Raw genomic sequence first — 17190 nt, 5'->3', positions numbered from 1 at the left:
ACCCGCGTAAAGCGGGTTTTTCAAATTGGTCACCTTCAGAGACTAGTCTCGGAAGTTTTCATACTGGAAAGGTTGCCCCAGTTCTGCCTCACGAATCACAGCGATAACCGCTTGGAGGTCGTCACGTTTTTTACCGGTCACTCGAACTTTTTCACCCTGAATAGAGGCTTGGACTTTCATCTTCTTATCTTTAATCAGTTTGACGATCTTCTTCGCCATCACGGTTTCAATACCTTGCTTAAAGACAATGATTTGATGCCAGTTTTTACCCGTTGCTTCCTCTGGTTTTGCGTCCATTGCATTTGCATCGACACCGCGTTTTGCCAGATTACCGCGTAGGATGTCACGCATCTGTTTAAGTTGGAAGTCGCCTTCCGCATTCATTCGCACAGACTCGTCTTTTTGAAGCTCAAAAGAGGCTGAGACACCACGAAAATCGAATCGAGTTGATAGCTCTCGAGATGCGTTATCAACAGCGTTACGCAGTTCTACAGTATCGATTTCAGATACAATATCAAAAGATGGCATTGTTCATTACTCCTCAGATTCAGTTAGCGCGATTTTACAGCGTCAGCAAGTAGGGCAAGCATTTGTTCAGTATCATCCCAGCCTAGACATGGGTCCGTAATGGATTGGCCATAGGTGAGGTTGTTGATGTCTGCCATTGACTGGTTACCTTCAACAATAAAGCTTTCAGCCATAATACCTGCAATCTGGTTTTTACCTGACTTGATTTGAGCACACAGCTCTTTTGCAACATCGAGTTGCTTGCGGTGCTGCTTTTGACAGTTCGCGTGGCTGAAGTCAACAACCAAACGCTGTGGCAAGCCAAACTCAGCAAGTTGCTCACAAGCCGCATTGACGGACTCGACATCGTAGTTTGGCCCTTTATCACCACCGCGAAGGATCACGTGGCCAAACGGGTTACCACTTGTGCGATAAACCGTCATACGTCCATTTTTGTCTGGAGAGTAAAAGTAATGTGACGCTTGAGAGGCGCGGATCGCATCAATAGCAATCTTAATGTTGCCATTGGTACCGTTCTTAAAACCTACTGGACAAGAGAGTGCAGAGGCCATCTCGCGGTGAATTTGAGATTCCGTTGTACGGGCACCAATTGCCCCCCAAGTGATGAGATCAGCAATGTACTGGCCGGTAATCATATCTAGGAACTCAGTCGCTGTCGCCAACCCAAGTTTGTTGATGTCGAGTAGCAGTTTGCGCGCTTTGTTTAAGCCCGCTTCCAGAGCATAAGAGCCGTCTAGATTTGGATCTGTGATAAGGCCTTTCCAGCCAACGACAGTACGCGGCTTTTCAAAGTAAGTACGCATGACGATAAACAACTCGTCTTTATATTGCTCTTGAGTTTGAGCAAGGCGCTGAGCGTAATCCAGCGCGGCATCTGTATCATGAACAGAGCAAGGGCCAACAATGACAAGCAGTCGCTCATCTTGGCCTGTAAGAATTTGTTCGATTTGACGACGAGAGTTGGCAATGCGTTCTGCAACATCATCAGTAATAGGGTGTGCGCTCCCAAGTTCTGCCGGAGTTGGCATTGGACCCAGTGGTTGGGTTCTTAATTCATCGGTTTTGAGTGGCATACCATAGCCTGTTCTTTTTATTGCGAAGCGGTAAAGATAACGGAAACGCTGCTAGGAATAAACCACTTATCGATAATCTTCATATTCAATTTGTGTAAAAATGAAAAATTATTCACTTTCAAGAACTAAAAATGTATTTCGCCCTTGTTTAAGCCTGCGCTTGTGGGTATGTTCGAAGTAACGAAACAACAATAAATTGCACGGAGCAGTAATGAGTGTAGAGACTTTTATCGGTTTACATCCCGCACTAACTTTGGGTAGTGCACTTCCAAGCGCAGATGACAGTGGTGATGGAACCCATTTGTATGTGTCATTTTCAGATCTCATTCTCGGGAACGTCTTTTATCACCCTGAATTTAAAGAAAATACAGAGAACCTCTCCGAAGTTGAAAAGAGTTCGATAGAGGCAATCTTAGCGGGGCAGTCTCTGGAGCAACACTTTGTAGACACCTTGGTCACCAGTGTCAAAGCGGCGATCAAACCTGAACATGCGTCCATCAGAGTAAGCCTGAGCAGTGCTGATAGTTATGCGTTCAGTTCACTACTTGGAGGCAGCGCTGAAATCGAAGAGGTAAACCCTGCGCTAGGTTTGCGAGGCGTCTCTCGTTATGCATCTGACCAGTTCAGTTCAACGTTTGCGTTAGAGTGCCAAGCGATCAAACAGATGAGGGAAGAGGGCATTCAAGTCGATATCGTTGTTCCCTTTGTTCGCGCTCTGTCTGACGCAGCAAAGGTTATTGATCTCCTTGCTGAGCAAGGATTACCTCGCGGGCTAAATGGGCTTAAAGTTTTCTACACTGTGGATGTGCCTTCTGCTGCGCTTCTTTGCGAGCGGCTTCTTCCTTATTTCGACGGTGTGGTGATCAATCTAGAGAACTTGGCCCAGTTTACCTTAGGCGTTGATAGGATCAGTGAGGCGTTAGAATATCTATTTGACCCACAAAGCGAAGCCGTCGTACAGCTTCTCGATATTGTGGTTAAATCGGCAACAACGAGCAATAAACCAGTCTTGCTCACTTCGTCTAACCTTACGCAATATCCCAAAATACAAGAGTATATTTTGGAGCGAGGTTCGATGGATTGCGTAGTGACGCTGTAACTAGTAGCGTAGCAATATCACCTTTTGCAAAGCTCAATGTTAACAAAATGTTGACATTGAGCTTTGTTCGTTATGAACTAAAGCGACTATTCTAACTAATCGGACCAGTTCATGATCACTTCAATCGCAAAAGCCAATATGTATCTCAATTGGTTTGGTTTTTTCAAAGTACCGTTTATATGGTTATGCAGACCGAAGATCCTAAGGTTGGATGATCAAAGCGTTGAAATCAAAATTCCTCTGAAACGACGAACAAAAAATCACCTAAACAGCATGTATTTCGGTGTACTCGCGGTGGGTGCCGATGTGGCGGGCGGTTTCATGGCGATGAGTAAAGCCCAGGAGCGCGGGGAGCGTGTTTCTCTGGCGTTTAAGGAAGTAGAAGGGAAGTTTCTCAAAAGACCGGAAGCTGACGTTCATTTTGTGTGTCACGATGGCAAATTGATTGACGACATGCTCGATGAAACCTTTAAGACTGGCGAGCGCGTAAACCAGGCGGTCAAAATAACCGCCATTTGCCCATCTTTGCATGGAGACGAACCCATGGCGGAATTTCTTCTTACTCTTTCACTGAAGAAAAAGGGTGGATAGCCGCTTCCACCTCGATCTGTTCAACGGCAACAATTTTGCTTCGATTGAGGACAATCTTCCAGCGATAATACTTCGGTTCGCCATCGTGATTGTCTTCTTTGGCGATCAAATTGACTAGGTGGCGTTTTTCCACTGACTCCTTGCTGACTTGGTTATTGTTCAGCACATACACCTTGTTTGAACCTTTATCCATAAGCCGCATTAGGGGTCTCATGCTTATGAGCAGTGATTCCCGGGTTTCTTCATAACCACTCATAAACTTAGAGGTCGACATTTCAACCCCCGCGCGATAATGGAGGATGGTTTCTTCTCTTTGTACGACTCTCTTTTTACGAATGTTCTTAATTCGGTCGGGCAGTTTCTCTAAGTTTTTGTAGTCGAGCCACTCAAGTTTCTGACCGACGGCTTTCTTAGTGGTTGGGTCTAAGTAGAGCTTGCGCCACTTTGGTCGCCCTTTGCGAAGCCAGCGCCAAAGCACGTCCCTCAAGTCGTCTTTAAAAATCTCACGTAATGCGTATACAAAGGACATTAATACGATGAAAGAGACGGTGATCTCTCCCCAGTAATCGCGGGCTAGTATCGCGGCAATCGTCACGAAGACCATAACAAAACCAGTCGCGCCGCCTTTGACCATTCGCTGCATATTGCTGCCAAGGGATTGGGTTTTCTCTTGCAATACCACGGGGTGCTCGATCAATCGGCGCAGCAAGCGCATCTTGTTACTTAAACGCGTTACGTCGTCACGTACATTTTTCGAGTTGTAATTGTTCAGCTTACGATGCGCCGCTTCTTTTTCGACAATGGCGAGTAAACTCTCTTTGACGGCCTTGTAGTCACCCTCACGAGGCATGTGTGCCACCAGCGACATCAAACGTTGGCCTGTGTACCAAGAGAGATAGTTGTCTATATTCGCGTAGTAGCGTTTTAAGTTCTCTTCGTATGGGGCGCCTCTACGTAGCTTCTTTAGGATGTCTAGCGCGAGGTCAATGACTTCATCCACTTCATCTGTGGTGACACTGTCGGTATTGTTTTTATTGAGTTGGTTTACCGCTTTGTCTAATGCAATAACATATTGGTAGGCAAACAAACTCAAACTTACGCGATACTGGGTAGAAGAGAGTCGGCCTCGTTTTGCTAAGCGGCTGTGCACGAGTGGAAGAAGGGTTTTGTCACTGTAATAGGCGCGCTTTTGAATCAAAGACTCGTAGTAAAACTCGCTTTCTTTAAGTACATCTGAGGATAGACCGAGTTCACCTGGCACAAAAAAGTAGAGATCGAGAGTCGATTTCTTGGTAGACGCCATCGCATGAGAGACTTTTAAAGTGATGCCGTCCTGCTTATCAACGGTGATCAAGGAAAGCTCCTAAAAAAAGTAACAATAACTGGCGAAAGCATATCAGAGATTCGCTATAATCACCGCAAATTTAACAAGAGACAGTTGAAATGATTAAAGTTGGTCAGATTAACCACTTAGAAGTAGTAAAAAAAGCAGATTTTGGGGTATTTCTTGATGCCGGAGATTACGGTACGACATTACTTCCAAATCGCTATGTCCCTGAAGGGGTCAAGGTTGGCGATTTCGTTGATGCTTTTTTGTACTTTGATTCTGACAGCCAGTTAGTCGCAACAACTGAAACACCTATTGCTCAAGTTGGTGAGTGGGGATTGATGACCATTGAAGGTGTCAATAGCACAGGTGCATTCGCGAGTTGGGGCATTAAAGAGAAAGATCTGCTGATCCCATTTAGCGAGCAACGTACGCGTTTCAGTGCGGGTCAAAACGTTCTTGTTTATGTCTACACCGACAAAGCGTCTGGACGTATCGTTGGAACCACGAAGTTCAACAAACTGCTCGATAAAACGCCCGCCAACTATAAACGAAATCAACAGGTTGATCTTATTATCGCTGAGCGTAGTGACTTGGGCTACAAAGCGATTGTGGAAGGCCAACACTGGGGAATGATTTTTAAATCTGACGTATTTGGAAAGCTGTTTATCGGTAAAAAGTTGAAAGGCTACATTAAGTCAGTTCGTGAAGATGGCAAGATTGATCTTTCCCTGCAAAAGGTTGGTGTCGCTAAGATGGACGATTTGAGCGAGAAGATTATTGAGTTGCTCGAGAAGAAAGGCGGATTTTTGCCACTGAATGATAAATCTTCACCTGAAGCGATCTTCTCGGCTTTCCGTACCAGCAAAGGGACATTTAAAAAGTCGATCGGTGGTTTGTACAAACAAGGTAAAATCGTTATCGAGAAAGAAGGCATTCGACTCGCTTAACGTTTGTCGATTGAGCAATAACCCAATCGACAAAAAATGGCCCAAAGCTTATCCTGCTTTGGGCCTAGGGGAATGGCTCCTACAGAGCCTGCGCTAATGAGTGTAATACATAACAATTCTTATCTTTTAGTGTAGTGTATCGTAGTCAGTTCGCGAGGCTTAACTAGAATTTCATACTATTGGTTTAGACACTAAAATAAGTTTTTGTCTCTAACCAATTCGCGCGGCAGGCCATTTTTAACTCTATTTCCAACCCATTTTCCTAGTCCAATCACATCGTTACCTAGCTTGACGAATACTTCCCCTTTGCCCGATTGACCTTCTGGTCGTACATCGCGCCCCATATACCAATCACGAGCCTCTTCAATACTAAGTACTACACATTGGCGCTCGTTTCCCGTTGCCAGTGCTGTCGCGACCTGATGTTGCCAGCGATAGCCTTTCTTGTGGGCTTCAGCAATCTTGATTCCCATACGTGAAAACTTAAACTCACCGAGCATGGCTTCAAGCGCGTTAGGAAAAAGCCACACATCGTTATCACGTAGCCAGACTGAACTGTCATTCGGTAACTGAACATCAAGCGTTTGGGCCAGTTGCTTCTCAATATCTTGCTGGATCTTGGCTGATGCTTTCTCGAAAGGAAATTTGCCGAGGCGTTTTTTAACGTTTGGTGCTTCGACCGAGCTTACTTTGCGCAGCCGTGCCACAAAAAATCCCTCACAATCATAGGTTTGGGGGAATATATGTAAAAAGCCTTCAGGCGTAAGTGATTTGTCCGCATTTGGAAATAGATCTTCAAGGCTGTCGAACTCTACCGCTTCACCAAAAGTCTCCTTCAAGTGATGACAAACTTGCTGGTTTTCTTCAACGCTCAAGGTACAGGTTGAGTAGACAAGGTGGCCACCAACTTTGAGGGAGTGAAATGCGCTTTCGATAAGATCTTTCTGAGTGTTAGAGATGTCAATAACCGAGGCTTTACTCCAGTTTTTCATCGCATCTGCGTCTTTACGAACGGTGCCTTCACCGGAGCAAGGGGCATCGATCAACACTGCTTCAAACTGTTCTGGCAACCACCCCCCGAACACTCTGCCATCATAGTTGCTTAATGCGGTATTTCGTACTCCACAACGTTCAATGTTGGCATGAAGTACTTTTACGCGGCTAGACGAATATTCGTTGGCTACTAATACACCCTCATTGGCCATTTTTGCGGCTATTTGCGTTGTTTTAGAACCAGGAGCGGCAGCCATGTCGAGAACAGCGTCATACACATCAGTGTCTGATTTAAACAGCGCAGAAACAGGCATCATTGAGCTCGCTTCTTGTATGTAAAAAAGCCCGGACATGTGTTCAGCAGTATTGCCCAGTGGAACTACACTCTCATCCGCTTCAATCCAGAACCCTTCGTCACACCATGGTACAGGGTACAGTTGCCAGCCTTTTTCGTCCGCGCGAGTATGGAAGTCGGCAACCGTTGTTTTTAATGTGTTGACGCGGATGCTCTTGCGAAGGGGGCGTTGGCAAGCGGCAACAAACTCTTCCAAAGTCGATGATGTTGGAATGATGGCCGCCATTTCATCAAGGAATTCTTGGGGCAGATAAACGTTAGAGTGCAATGTTCTATCTCTGAGGAGGTAAAGGGGCAGGGATTATAACCAATCAAAACAAAAAACGCAGCGGTTGGCTACGTTTTAAAAGTCTTGTTAGGGTTTAGGTATCGGTGTGCGCCACTGTTTCCATTGTTCTTCACCTTGTGCATGTAGGAAGAACGATTGGCCTTGTTTCGCTACTGGACGAAGCTGCTTGTCTTGAGGTGTTGCGAACGTGATACCCCCACGAACTAAGCTGTCTACTGTTCCTGCTTTAATGTTGGCACCGCTAATGCCAATTGACACGTCAAGTCCTGAGGTATTCCAAAAAATACTGTTTTGACGCACCAAGTAGGCGTATTGAGGATGAATGGAAATCTCTGTGATGACTCGGTCAGCGAACTCTCCAAGCTCAACTCCAGTCACGCTGCCCACTTCAATTTCTCGATAGAGTACAGGCGTCCCCTTGGCAATCGAGCCGCGTGTCTCGCTTTGAAGAGTGAACGTCACTCCTTTTAGCGCTGGCTCTTGCGTGTGTAAGGCAAATTGAGTGGCTGCCTTACCTTTACCTGGGCTGACGCTAATGGTCTGACTGATCAAGTTCTCTAGATTACGTACTCCACTTAAGCTGACCTCTGCTTTTGCTAACCAAAAGTAAGATCCGCTGACCGCAATTTTGCTCGCATACTCGGGCAAAATACGCGCTTTGATATCCACTTTATTGCTATTGAATCGAGGCGTCACCAGTGTAACCTCACCGACTTTTACTCCGTTGTATTTAATGTCGGTTCCTTGAGTGAGCGAGTTTTCTCCGCTAAGAGAGAGGGTAATAACCTGACCAAACTTACGTGCCGTTTTGAAATCTTTGTAGAGTACCCACTTGCCGTTTTGTTTGTTTTCTACGCCGGGTAATGAATCAAAGGCGATACCACCTTGGATAAGAGATTTTAATGGTGCAGCTTTAACGCTCACGCCAGACAATCCCGCGTCGACCTCGATGCCAGAGCGATTCCAGAAAACGGTTTGTTCAGTAACCAAGTGTTTGTATTGGTTCTCTATGCTGGCAGAAATCATCACGCCACCATCGGCAAGATGGAAATCGGCAATTGTGCCCACTTGTAGGTTGCGATAGAGCAGAGGGCTTCCCTTGCTTACGGGAGGAAGTTCTGGAGCAAAGAGCGTTAATTTCGAAGAACCTGACAAGTTATATTTGGCCAACTCAGCCAATGATTTACTTTGATAAAGCTGGTAGCTCTCTTTGGCTGAGTTCTCCCCTTCGCTGACAAAGCTTATCGAGCCTGTCAGTAGTTGCTTGGCGGGTGGAACATTGATGTTTAAGCCAGATTCAGTAAGCTCTGCGCTTGCACTGCCTGTTACAAAGAAGCGATTTTTAGATTTGATGAGGTGAGCGTATTCGGCATCCACTAAGGTGTCGATATGGATTTTGTCATCCACGAGCTTCACGCCAGCAACGGAGCCGACCGATATTCCTTTGTACAGGATGTTCGCGCCTTTATCTAACCCGAATGAGTTGTCGGCAAGCAGCTTAACCTCTATTGAACGGGCTTGCTGGCGGTCAAAATCATTCTGACGAATTGCGGTGAAGTTTCTTGTGCGCTTGCCTTCACCGGGTACGATGGTCAGGAAGTTGCCTTTTACTAGGTTGGATAGATTTTTAACTTCAGAAAGTGACACGGTCGCTTCCTCTAGAATGAAACGCGACCCTGATGTCAGTATATCGCTGAAAGCAGGTTGGATCGCCGCAAATGCAACGATGTTTTTCCGTTCATCTCTAAGCTGTAGGTCGGTGACTTGGCCGATTTCTATGCCGCGGTACATGATAGGGGCACCTGATGCACTGATGTTATTGTCATCCGGCAATTGGATCTTAACGGCGATACCGCGTCCGGCCGTTTTTAAGTCTGGGTAGAGGCGAAATACCGTATCATCTCCAATGGGCTCGCCCCCTTCAGGAGAGTCAACGGCAATAGCGCCGCCAATAAGCGCGCTCATGCTTTCCAATCGAACGTCGACACCGTCGAAACCAATTTTTGTGCCGATGCCACTGACATTCCAAAAGCGGCTATCACCGGTGATAATGTGGCGATACTCTTCTTTGATGGCGGCCTTAATAAGAACATTTTTTGCCTCGTCATCAAGTTGATAACTGTACACTTCACCGATAGGAATCTTCCGATAGACAATCTTCGACCCTATGGAAACGCCACCTAAGTCTCGGGCACGTAGCGTTACTGACAATCCTTGCTCTGCTAGCAAATCCGCAGGTGCTCTATCTAACGCACGGAAAACAGTCTCGGGATCGCCGGGCTCGTCACTCGGAGATATCGCGATATAGTTACCCGAAACTAATGCATCTAGCCCTGATATGCCAGAAAGGCTCGCGGTTGGTTTGACCATCCAAAAACGAGTGTTTTCGTTAAGCAGTTTGGTTGCTTCAGGGTAGATATCCGCTTCGACGTAGATGCTTTGAAGATCTTTCGCTAAGTTGATGTCTCTGACCATTCCCACTTCAAGGCCTTGATAGCGAATGGTGGTTCTTCCCGCAATCAAGCCAGAGGCTTCCGAGAAGTAGATTTGAACCCTTTCGCCCGCATCTTGAATGGCCTTGAAAACCAACCACCCAGCTAAGATGACGGTGAGAATAGGCAACAACCATAAGGGGGAGATACCGCGACTCTTCTTGACGTCGGGTGAGTACGAATTTTGTGACGGGGAAGGGTTACTCATTTATCGATTCTCTATTGTTCGATGGTTGCTTATAGTTGTCCCAAATCAAGCGGGGATCTAGGCTTTCTGCTGCCAGCATAGTAAATATTACCACCAAGCCAAACGCAACTGCGCCAAAGCCTGGGGTGAAATCAAGAATTTGCCCACGGTCTACGAGAGTCATCATGATGGAAATAACAAACAGGTCCATCATCGACCAACGACCAATCCATTTAACGACGAAATAGATGATCATCCGTTGCCTGTGGAAGATGCTTCGCTTGAACTTGATCGCGAGAAGGATGTAACTCAGGCCAAGAATCTTAGCCACAGGTACAACTATGCTGGCGATAAAAATAATCGCGGCAATACCAGGCATTCCATTTTTAACCAGACCAGCAACACCAGAAAAAATAGTGTCCTCTAATCGTTTTCCGTTGGTCATCAAGATTGAAATCGGGATAAAGTTTGCTGGGAATATGGCGATAGAAGCAGCAAACAAATAGGCCCAAGTCTTTTGGATAGAGTTGGGTTTCCGGTGATGGATCGGGTTATGGCAACGAATACAGTGCTCACCTTCTGGTTGAGAGAGGTGACAACTGTGACAGTGTAGCGTTTTGTTCTTCATCGGCAGCATACGCTCTGGCATATATTCTTCCCAGTAACGACGTACGCTAACTCGAGTCACTAATAAAACCGTTGCTACCTGAAGTAAAACCAATCCAATCAACCCAGGGCCAACAAATATGTCTGAATAATCTTGAAGTTTAAAACACGAAATAGCCACGCTGATAAGGAAAACATCAATCATCACCCAGGCTTTAAGGTGTTGAATTAAGGCTAGCGAATACTTGAGTGCACGGAATGCTCGCTGTTGAACCGCGATATGAGCGACAACAACCGAGGTTGATAGAATCAGCGGGGCAATGGAACTGCAGAAAAAAATCAATAAAGCCAGCATGACAAACCCTTCTTGCATCAAGGTCCATACTCCATGAGGGAGCGTTGCAGGAATCATGACACCAAACAGGCGAATACTGATGAAGTTGAAAAAATGTGAGGGTATAAAAAGCAGTAGACAAGTTACCGCGATCGCCAAATTGCCAGAAAGTGAAGGATTGCCCCCTCGGTACAATTGCGTTCCGCAGCGGGGACAGTATGCGTTTTTACCCTTTTCGAGGGCGAAAGTATCAACGGGTAACTCACACCCTTGGCAAAGGCGAAGTGATTTCACTTGAGTTTGGTGATATTGCGGTTTTATTCGAGGAGGGTGATTCATAACCACCCTCTATTAATAGTGGCGAGTTGAGTTTTAGGCGTGCGATTGTACGCTGCCATACAGGGTTTGATATAAGCCTTGTTGTTCAACCAACTCACCATGTGTACCCGTTTGTGTCACCTGACCATCTTCCAAAACATAAATGAGGTCAGCTTGTTTAACTGCTGAAAGTCGATGAGCGACAATCAACGTCGTGCGTCCTTGTAAGAACTCGGTCAATGCTTTATGCAAGGCCGCTTCTGTTGCAGTATCTAGCGCTGACGTGGCTTCATCGAGAATCACAAATTTTGGATCGCTCAATACCATCCGAGCAATTGCTAGTCGCTGGCGCTGCCCGCCAGATAAACGAATGCCGCTTCGTCCTATCTGTGTCTCTAACCCGTCACTGAGCTGTTCAATGACATCGTGTAGCTGTGCCACTTCCAACGCATGCCATAACTTCAAGTCATCGTAATGCGCGCCAAGCGTTAGATTATGCCTTAAAGTGTCATTAAAGAGTATAGGTTGTTGTAAAACCACTGCTATCTGATCGCGGATTACCTCAAAACTGATATCTTCAACCGTTTCATCATTGAAGCGAATGGTTCCAGAGTTGGCACGATATACCCCAATGAGTAACTGAATTAAGGTTGATTTTCCGCCGCCGCTCGCTCCGACCAACGCTACTTTTTTTCCCGCTGGAATGTGCAAGCTCAGATTTCTTAATACTTCATTTTCTTCGTTGTATGAAAAGCTAATGTTCTCGAGCTTGATATCTACATCGGATTCAGTACTAAATGGATTGACTTTACTTATAGGGCGGTGTTCTTCCTCAAGCTCAAGCAATTGATTGATTCGGCCAAGCGCTGCTTTTGCACTGTACCAAGAGAATTGGATGCCGAGCAGCTCCTGAACCGGACTTAACATAAACCAAAGATAACCAAATACAGCGAAGATTTGCCCAATAGTGAGGTCACTAAATAGCACCATTAACATGGCAACGGCGCGGAACAGTTCAAATCCGAGCAAGAACAGCAAAAAAGACACTCTTCCTGCTGCCTCAGATTGCCACGCGTACTTATCTGCATCAATACGGATAGCATTAGCCTGTTGCTTTAGTTCATTGAGAAACTCGCGCTCTCTATTCGCGGCCCTAAGCTGATAGATACCATCCAATGTTTCGACGAGTCGATTTTGAAAGTGTTCAAACGACTGGTTTTCTTTCTTTTTAAGGTGCTTAACTTTGCTCCCTAACTTGCGAGAAAAATAGATAACAATGGGGTTGACCAACAAGATAAACAGACCTAGGCGCCAATCTAACCACAGCAGGACGCCAGCGGTACCGATAACAGTGAACAGGCTGATTAAAAACTTGCTCAGTGTAGAGCCTATGAATTGATCAATTGTCTCGACGTCAGTGACGAGATGAGAATTGATGCCGCCACTACCGCGGGTTTCATATTGACGAATGCTTATGCGACCGAGCTTATCGATCATCTTACTTCGCATTTGAAACGTGATGGTTTTTGACACCAAAGTAAACTGGCGACTTTGCAGGATGTTCAACGCTTGGCTCGCACTTCGCATTACAATCACTAACGCAAGAGTTAGGAAAATATAGCCTGTTGGCGTTTGCCATGCAGACGGCAGCACTGAGTTCATAACCGCAACGCCACTCGCAGGTTGATTGAGAAGGACCTCATCAACCATCAGTGGCATTAAAAGTGGGATCGGGACACTGATTAACGTCGCTATGATGGCGATGATGTTGGCAAACACGAGTTTAGACTTGTGTAATTTTACTTGTCTTATCAACCAAGAACGGCTAATAGTGTTGTTACTAGGATTCATTATAATGAGAATGCTTACTATTTAATGGTTTATGGAATTGTACGTAAATTCATTAACGAAGTCTCTAAATTCAAACGGAACAGCAGTCACTATGACATTAGAACAGTATCAACGTTTAACCAAACAAGCCGTCGCACTACTTGAAGGCGAGCAAGACCTGATTGCTAACTTAGCCAACTTGAGCGCCTTGCTTAACATGGAACTCGACAACATCAACTGGGTCGGATTCTATTTGATGAAAGAAGGAGAGTTGGTGCTCGGTCCTTTTCAAGGGAACCCTGCATGTGTCCGAATCCCAGTAGGGCGCGGGGTGTGCGGGACATCAGTCGCAACGAACAGTGTTCAGCGCGTCTATGATGTTCATCAATTTGAAGGGCACATTGCGTGTGATGCAGCAAGTAACTCTGAAATCGTGATTCCATTTTCGATCTCGGGTGAGGTTGCTGGCGTATTAGATATCGATAGCCCTGTGGTTGGTCGTTTTAGTGAGATCGACGAAGAAGGACTGACGTTTTTAATGGCAGAAGTAGAAAAGCTGCTCAATTCACACGCTATCAAGGCATAAATTGGCTTTTCACTGTGGTTTTTCCCATGCAGGTCACTATAATACCTGAAATATTTATCTTAATGCTCGCGGACAGTCCGCAATAACCAGGAACCCACATGGAAAACACTGAAAAGTTAAAAAACAGCAAAGAAATCATTGCATACATTGCTGAATGTTTCCCTAAGTGCTTTACTTTAGAAGGTGAAGCAAAGCCACTTAAAATTGGTATTTTTCAAGATCTTGCGGAACGTCTAAGTGACGATCCAAAAGTGAGTAAAACACAACTTCGTGCAGCGTTAAGACAGTACACTTCATCATGGCGTTACCTACACGGTGTAAAACCTGGTGCAGTACGTGTTGATTTAGATGGTAACCCAGCGGGTGAACTTGAAGAAGAACACGTAGAACATGCAAAAACAGCATTAGCTGAAAGTAAAGCGAAAGTTCAAGCTCGTCGTAAAGAGCAAGCTCAAAAAGCGCGCGAAGAGGGTAAGGCGAAAGCTAAGCCGGCTGCGAAGAAGCCTCAAAGCCGTCGCCCACAACAAAACAAGCCGCAAAAAGCCAAGAAGCCAGTGGAAACACGCGCTCTGACTGCTGACGAAGTGAAAGTTGGCAACGCAGTAAACGTGAACATGGGCAAAGGAAATATGGCTGCGACTATCGTTGAAATCAATAAGGAAGATGTGCGTGTTCAACTGTCTAACGGCCTACAAATGGTTGTGAAAGCGGAGCACCTACGCGCATAAAGGAGAGTCTCCTACGCATGAAATGCCGTTCAAAACTGTCGCTGATTGCTGCTAGCTTATGGCTAGCAGCGTCTTCAGCCCAAGCTCTAGAAGCAAAGATTGGTCTAGAAGATTTACCCACATTAGCACCGGAAGCTCAGCACGCCACAGCAAGTAAGCGTGTTACCTCTCGCTTTACTCGTTCCCATTACAAACACTTCACGTTGAATGATCAGTTCTCAAAAGCGATTTTTGACCGCTATATTGGGATGCTTGATTACAATCGCAATGTGTTCACTCAATCTGACATTGACCAACTAGATAAACTGGCCCTGGGCATTGATGATCAGTTGAAGTCGGGTGAAAACCAGATTGCCTTTGATGCGTACAATCTATCCATGAAACGTCGTTATGAACGCTTCCAATATGCTTTGTCTTTGTTAGACAAAGAGATGAGGTTCGATACCGACGAGACTATCGAGCTTGATCGCAGTGAGTCTGCTTGGCCGAAAGGCACTGCTGAGCTAAACGAGTTGTGGCGCAAACGTGTTAAATATGACGCGCTCAACTTGAAGATGACGGGTAAAGACTGGGATGAAATCAAAGATGTCCTTGGCAAGCGTTACAACAATGCGCTTAAACGCCTTAGTCAAACTCACAACGAAGATGCGTTTCAACTTTACATGAACGCGTTTGCTCGTGAAGTCGATCCTCATACGAGTTACCTTTCCCCTCGTAGCGCCGACCAATTCCAAACTGAAATGAACCTGTCTCTTGAGGGTATTGGCGCTGTTTTGCAAATGACAGATGATTACACGGTCATTCGCTCATTGGTTGCTGGTGGACCTGCTTCCAATAGCAAGCAACTTGCCGAAGGTGACAGGATTATCGGTGTCGGACAAGATGGTGAAGAAGTCGTTGATGTGATTGGCTGGCGTCTAGATGATGTCGTGCAACTGATCAAAGGCCCGAAAGGCACCAAAGTTAACTTACAAATTCTACCAGAAGGTAAAGATAGCAAAGCGGAAGTGATCACCATCGTACGAGATAAGATTCGACTTGAAGATCGTGCAGTGAAAGCGGAAGTTATCGAACAAGATGGTAAGAAAATTGGGGTGCTTGAAGTTCCAAGTTTCTACGTTGGTCTTGCAAAAGATACGGATAAGCTGATTAGTGAACTCAAACAGAAAGGCGTTGCCGGTATTGTTGTTGATTTACGCAACAATGGCGGTGGTGCGTTAACGGAAGCGACGGCGTTGTCCGGGCTGTTTATTACCAGTGGCCCAGTGGTACAGGTTAGAGACAGCTACGGTAGAGTGAATGTTAATAGCGATACCGACGGTAAGATTAGCTACGAAGGACCGTTGACGGTTTTGGTGAACCGTTACAGTGCATCAGCTTCTGAAATTTTTGCTGCGGCGTTGCAAGATTACGGACGTGCAATAGTATTGGGTGAGAACTCTTTTGGTAAGGGGACTGTTCAACAGCATCGCTCGTTAAATCACATCTATGATTTGTTCGACAAAGAGCTGGGCTATGTGCAGTACACAATCCAAAAGTTTTATCGAATAGATGGTGGTAGTACGCAAAATCGAGGTGTTGCACCGGATATTGCTTTTCCAACGGCAGTCGATCCTAGTGAAACAGGCGAGAGCGTAGAAGACAATGCGTTGCCGTGGGATAGTATCGACAAGGCAAAATATGATGTGTTACGACGTAACGAAAAGCTTATCAGCGAGTTAAGCGCTAAGCACCAAGCAAGAATTGCGGAAGACTTGGAGTTTCGTTTCATTGCCGAGGACATTGAAAAGTACAAGGCAGAGAAAGATGACAATACGCTCTCTTTGAATGAAAAAGTTCGCAAAGCCGAAGCAGATAAATCTGACGCTGATCGTCTAGCACGAATTAACCAACGTCAGAAAGCAAAAGGTGAAGCAGAATTCAAATCTTTGGACGATATCCCTAAAGATTATGAAGCGCCAGACGCTTACTTGAATGAAGCTGTCGCGATTACGGTAGATATGATTAAATCGTAGTTTCAACCGCTTAGAGAGGCGAGCCCACGTGGCTCGCTTTTTTTATGCCAATAATTAATGTGATTTAGATCAATTTTTTAGCCAAATAGTACGAATCTGCCTAAGCTTAAAGAAAAAGAGTGAGGGTATGTTATGAAATGGTTCGGACTTTTTTGCTTGCTTTTTAGCCTAACTGCGTCTGCAAATCAAAACAAAGACAATGCGGATCTTACCCAATTTGATCAGCCGTTTTTATTAGGGGACTGGTACTTAATCAATCCTAACCCAGAAAACTCTCAAGAAAACTTTCTAGCGATTAAGCTCTCACTCAATTCAAACTACAGTTTTGTTATTGATATACAGAAAAAGGACTACTCGGTAGATCACTGGGAAGGGCTATACAACGCTAACGATGACACCATCATTCTTGGTCTCAATACATCTGAGCCTCAAGTGTACCAGTATTCAGCCAATCACAATCTGCTTAACCTAAATGGTGTGACCTTTACCAAAGCGCTTTCTAATTCTCTTGCCGGTATGTGGTCTAGTGAGCATCTTGCTGGTGATGATTTGCTTGCTAGTGACGTTCGAAGAATGGATTTGGTCCTTCAGCCCGATTTTGTTTTTACCTTCCGCGTGGCTAACGAAGATGGTGATGAGGCTGTTCATCAAGGTGTCTACTATACGGAAGGGGATCAACTGGTTCTTTTGTATGAAGATGGTGAGCACGACACACGTTACACACTCAATCGAGACGTCCTAACGTTAGAAGGTGAAGAAGGTGGTATGTACGCGGTGCTTAATAGAATACGGTGATCACCAAGGATATGATAGTCATTTTATATGACGAACGACGCTTTTGTAGCCATATAGTTTGATTTATGTTTGAACAATAGGCAAAAAACGAGGT

14 protein-coding genes are annotated in these 17190 nt (G+C 45.4%); 7 read left to right on the top strand and 7 right to left on the bottom strand.

The window, feature by feature from the left end; translation table 11 throughout:
* Positions 1–42: 42 nt before the first annotated feature.
* A complete protein-coding gene (locus OH458_RS13995; protein WP_005475578.1) occupies positions 43–528 on the bottom strand; it encodes a YajQ family cyclic di-GMP-binding protein in 486 nt (161 codons plus the stop codon).
* Positions 529–551: 23 nt separating this feature from the next.
* Positions 552–1601 (bottom strand): 3-deoxy-7-phosphoheptulonate synthase, encoded by a 1050-nt coding sequence (locus tag OH458_RS13990; protein WP_039628062.1) that lies wholly within the window; start codon positions 1599–1601, stop codon positions 552–554.
* A gap of 211 nt (positions 1602–1812) precedes the next feature.
* On the opposite strand from OH458_RS13990, the gene OH458_RS13985 reads away from it, so the two are divergent.
* Together OH458_RS13985 and OH458_RS13980 are read left to right on the top strand one after the other, a co-directional pair.
* A complete protein-coding gene (locus OH458_RS13985; protein WP_269978764.1) occupies positions 1813–2700 on the top strand; it encodes a putative PEP-binding protein in 888 nt (295 codons plus the stop codon).
* A gap of 111 nt (positions 2701–2811) precedes the next feature.
* Positions 2812–3291, top strand: coding sequence for a PaaI family thioesterase (locus OH458_RS13980; RefSeq protein WP_038186821.1), 480 nt, complete (start codon positions 2812–2814; stop codon positions 3289–3291).
* Here the strand turns inward: OH458_RS13980 and OH458_RS13975 are convergent.
* The gene (locus OH458_RS13975; protein ID WP_038141444.1) at positions 3260–4645 is read right to left on the bottom strand and encodes a hypothetical protein; all 1386 of its coding nucleotides are present in this window, start codon (positions 4643–4645) and stop codon (positions 3260–3262) included. The two genes, OH458_RS13980 and OH458_RS13975, sit on opposite strands and share 32 nt — an antisense overlap.
* 89 nt (positions 4646–4734) lie before the next feature.
* On the opposite strand from OH458_RS13975, the gene OH458_RS13970 reads away from it, so the two are divergent.
* Positions 4735–5568: a CvfB family protein gene (locus tag OH458_RS13970; protein ID WP_005475575.1), complete on the top strand. Its 834-nt coding sequence runs from the start codon at positions 4735–4737 to the stop codon at positions 5566–5568.
* Positions 5569–5759: 191 nt separating this feature from the next.
* Here the strand turns inward: OH458_RS13970 and rsmF are convergent, their stop codons facing one another.
* From rsmF to OH458_RS13950, 4 genes are all read right to left on the bottom strand, one after another.
* Positions 5760–7184: a 16S rRNA (cytosine(1407)-C(5))-methyltransferase RsmF gene (gene rsmF / locus OH458_RS13965; RefSeq protein ID WP_269978763.1), complete on the bottom strand. Its 1425-nt coding sequence runs from the start codon at positions 7182–7184 to the stop codon at positions 5760–5762.
* An 87-nt stretch (positions 7185–7271) separates the two neighbouring features.
* The gene (locus tag OH458_RS13960) at positions 7272–9905 is read right to left on the bottom strand and encodes a PqiB family protein (RefSeq protein ID WP_269978762.1); all 2634 of its coding nucleotides are present in this window, start codon (positions 9903–9905) and stop codon (positions 7272–7274) included.
* Positions 9898–11163 (bottom strand): paraquat-inducible protein A, encoded by a 1266-nt coding sequence (locus OH458_RS13955; protein WP_043887336.1) that lies wholly within the window; start codon positions 11161–11163, stop codon positions 9898–9900. Before OH458_RS13955 ends, OH458_RS13960 begins: the two co-directional genes overlap by 8 nt.
* A 33-nt stretch (positions 11164–11196) precedes the next feature.
* Entirely contained in the window at positions 11197–12993 is a 1797-nt protein-coding gene (locus tag OH458_RS13950) for an ABC transporter ATP-binding protein (protein ID WP_269978761.1), read from the bottom strand.
* Between the two features lie 91 nt (positions 12994–13084).
* Between OH458_RS13950 and OH458_RS13945 the strand changes: the two genes are divergently transcribed.
* From OH458_RS13945 to OH458_RS13930, 4 genes are all read left to right on the top strand, one after another.
* Complete coding sequence (locus OH458_RS13945) at positions 13085–13558, top strand: GAF domain-containing protein (protein ID WP_038141458.1); 474 nt, start codon at positions 13085–13087, stop codon at positions 13556–13558.
* A 98-nt stretch (positions 13559–13656) separates the two neighbouring features.
* Entirely contained in the window at positions 13657–14286 is a 630-nt protein-coding gene (proQ, locus tag OH458_RS13940; protein WP_038141462.1) for an RNA chaperone ProQ, read from the top strand.
* 17 nt (positions 14287–14303) lie between these two features.
* Entirely contained in the window at positions 14304–16301 is a 1998-nt protein-coding gene (prc, locus tag OH458_RS13935) for a carboxy terminal-processing peptidase (protein WP_269978760.1), read from the top strand.
* 132 nt (positions 16302–16433) lie between these two features.
* Positions 16434–17096: a hypothetical protein gene (locus OH458_RS13930; protein WP_038141466.1), complete on the top strand. Its 663-nt coding sequence runs from the start codon at positions 16434–16436 to the stop codon at positions 17094–17096.
* Positions 17097–17190: the final 94 nt, after the last annotated feature.

Source organism: Vibrio sp. MarTm2, from assembly GCF_027587055.1.
GTDB classification, from domain to species: domain Bacteria; phylum Pseudomonadota; class Gammaproteobacteria; order Enterobacterales; family Vibrionaceae; genus Vibrio; species Vibrio sinaloensis_D.
The sequence above is the reverse complement of the archived record's forward strand: the minus strand, read 5'-3'. Positions and strand labels throughout refer to the sequence as shown.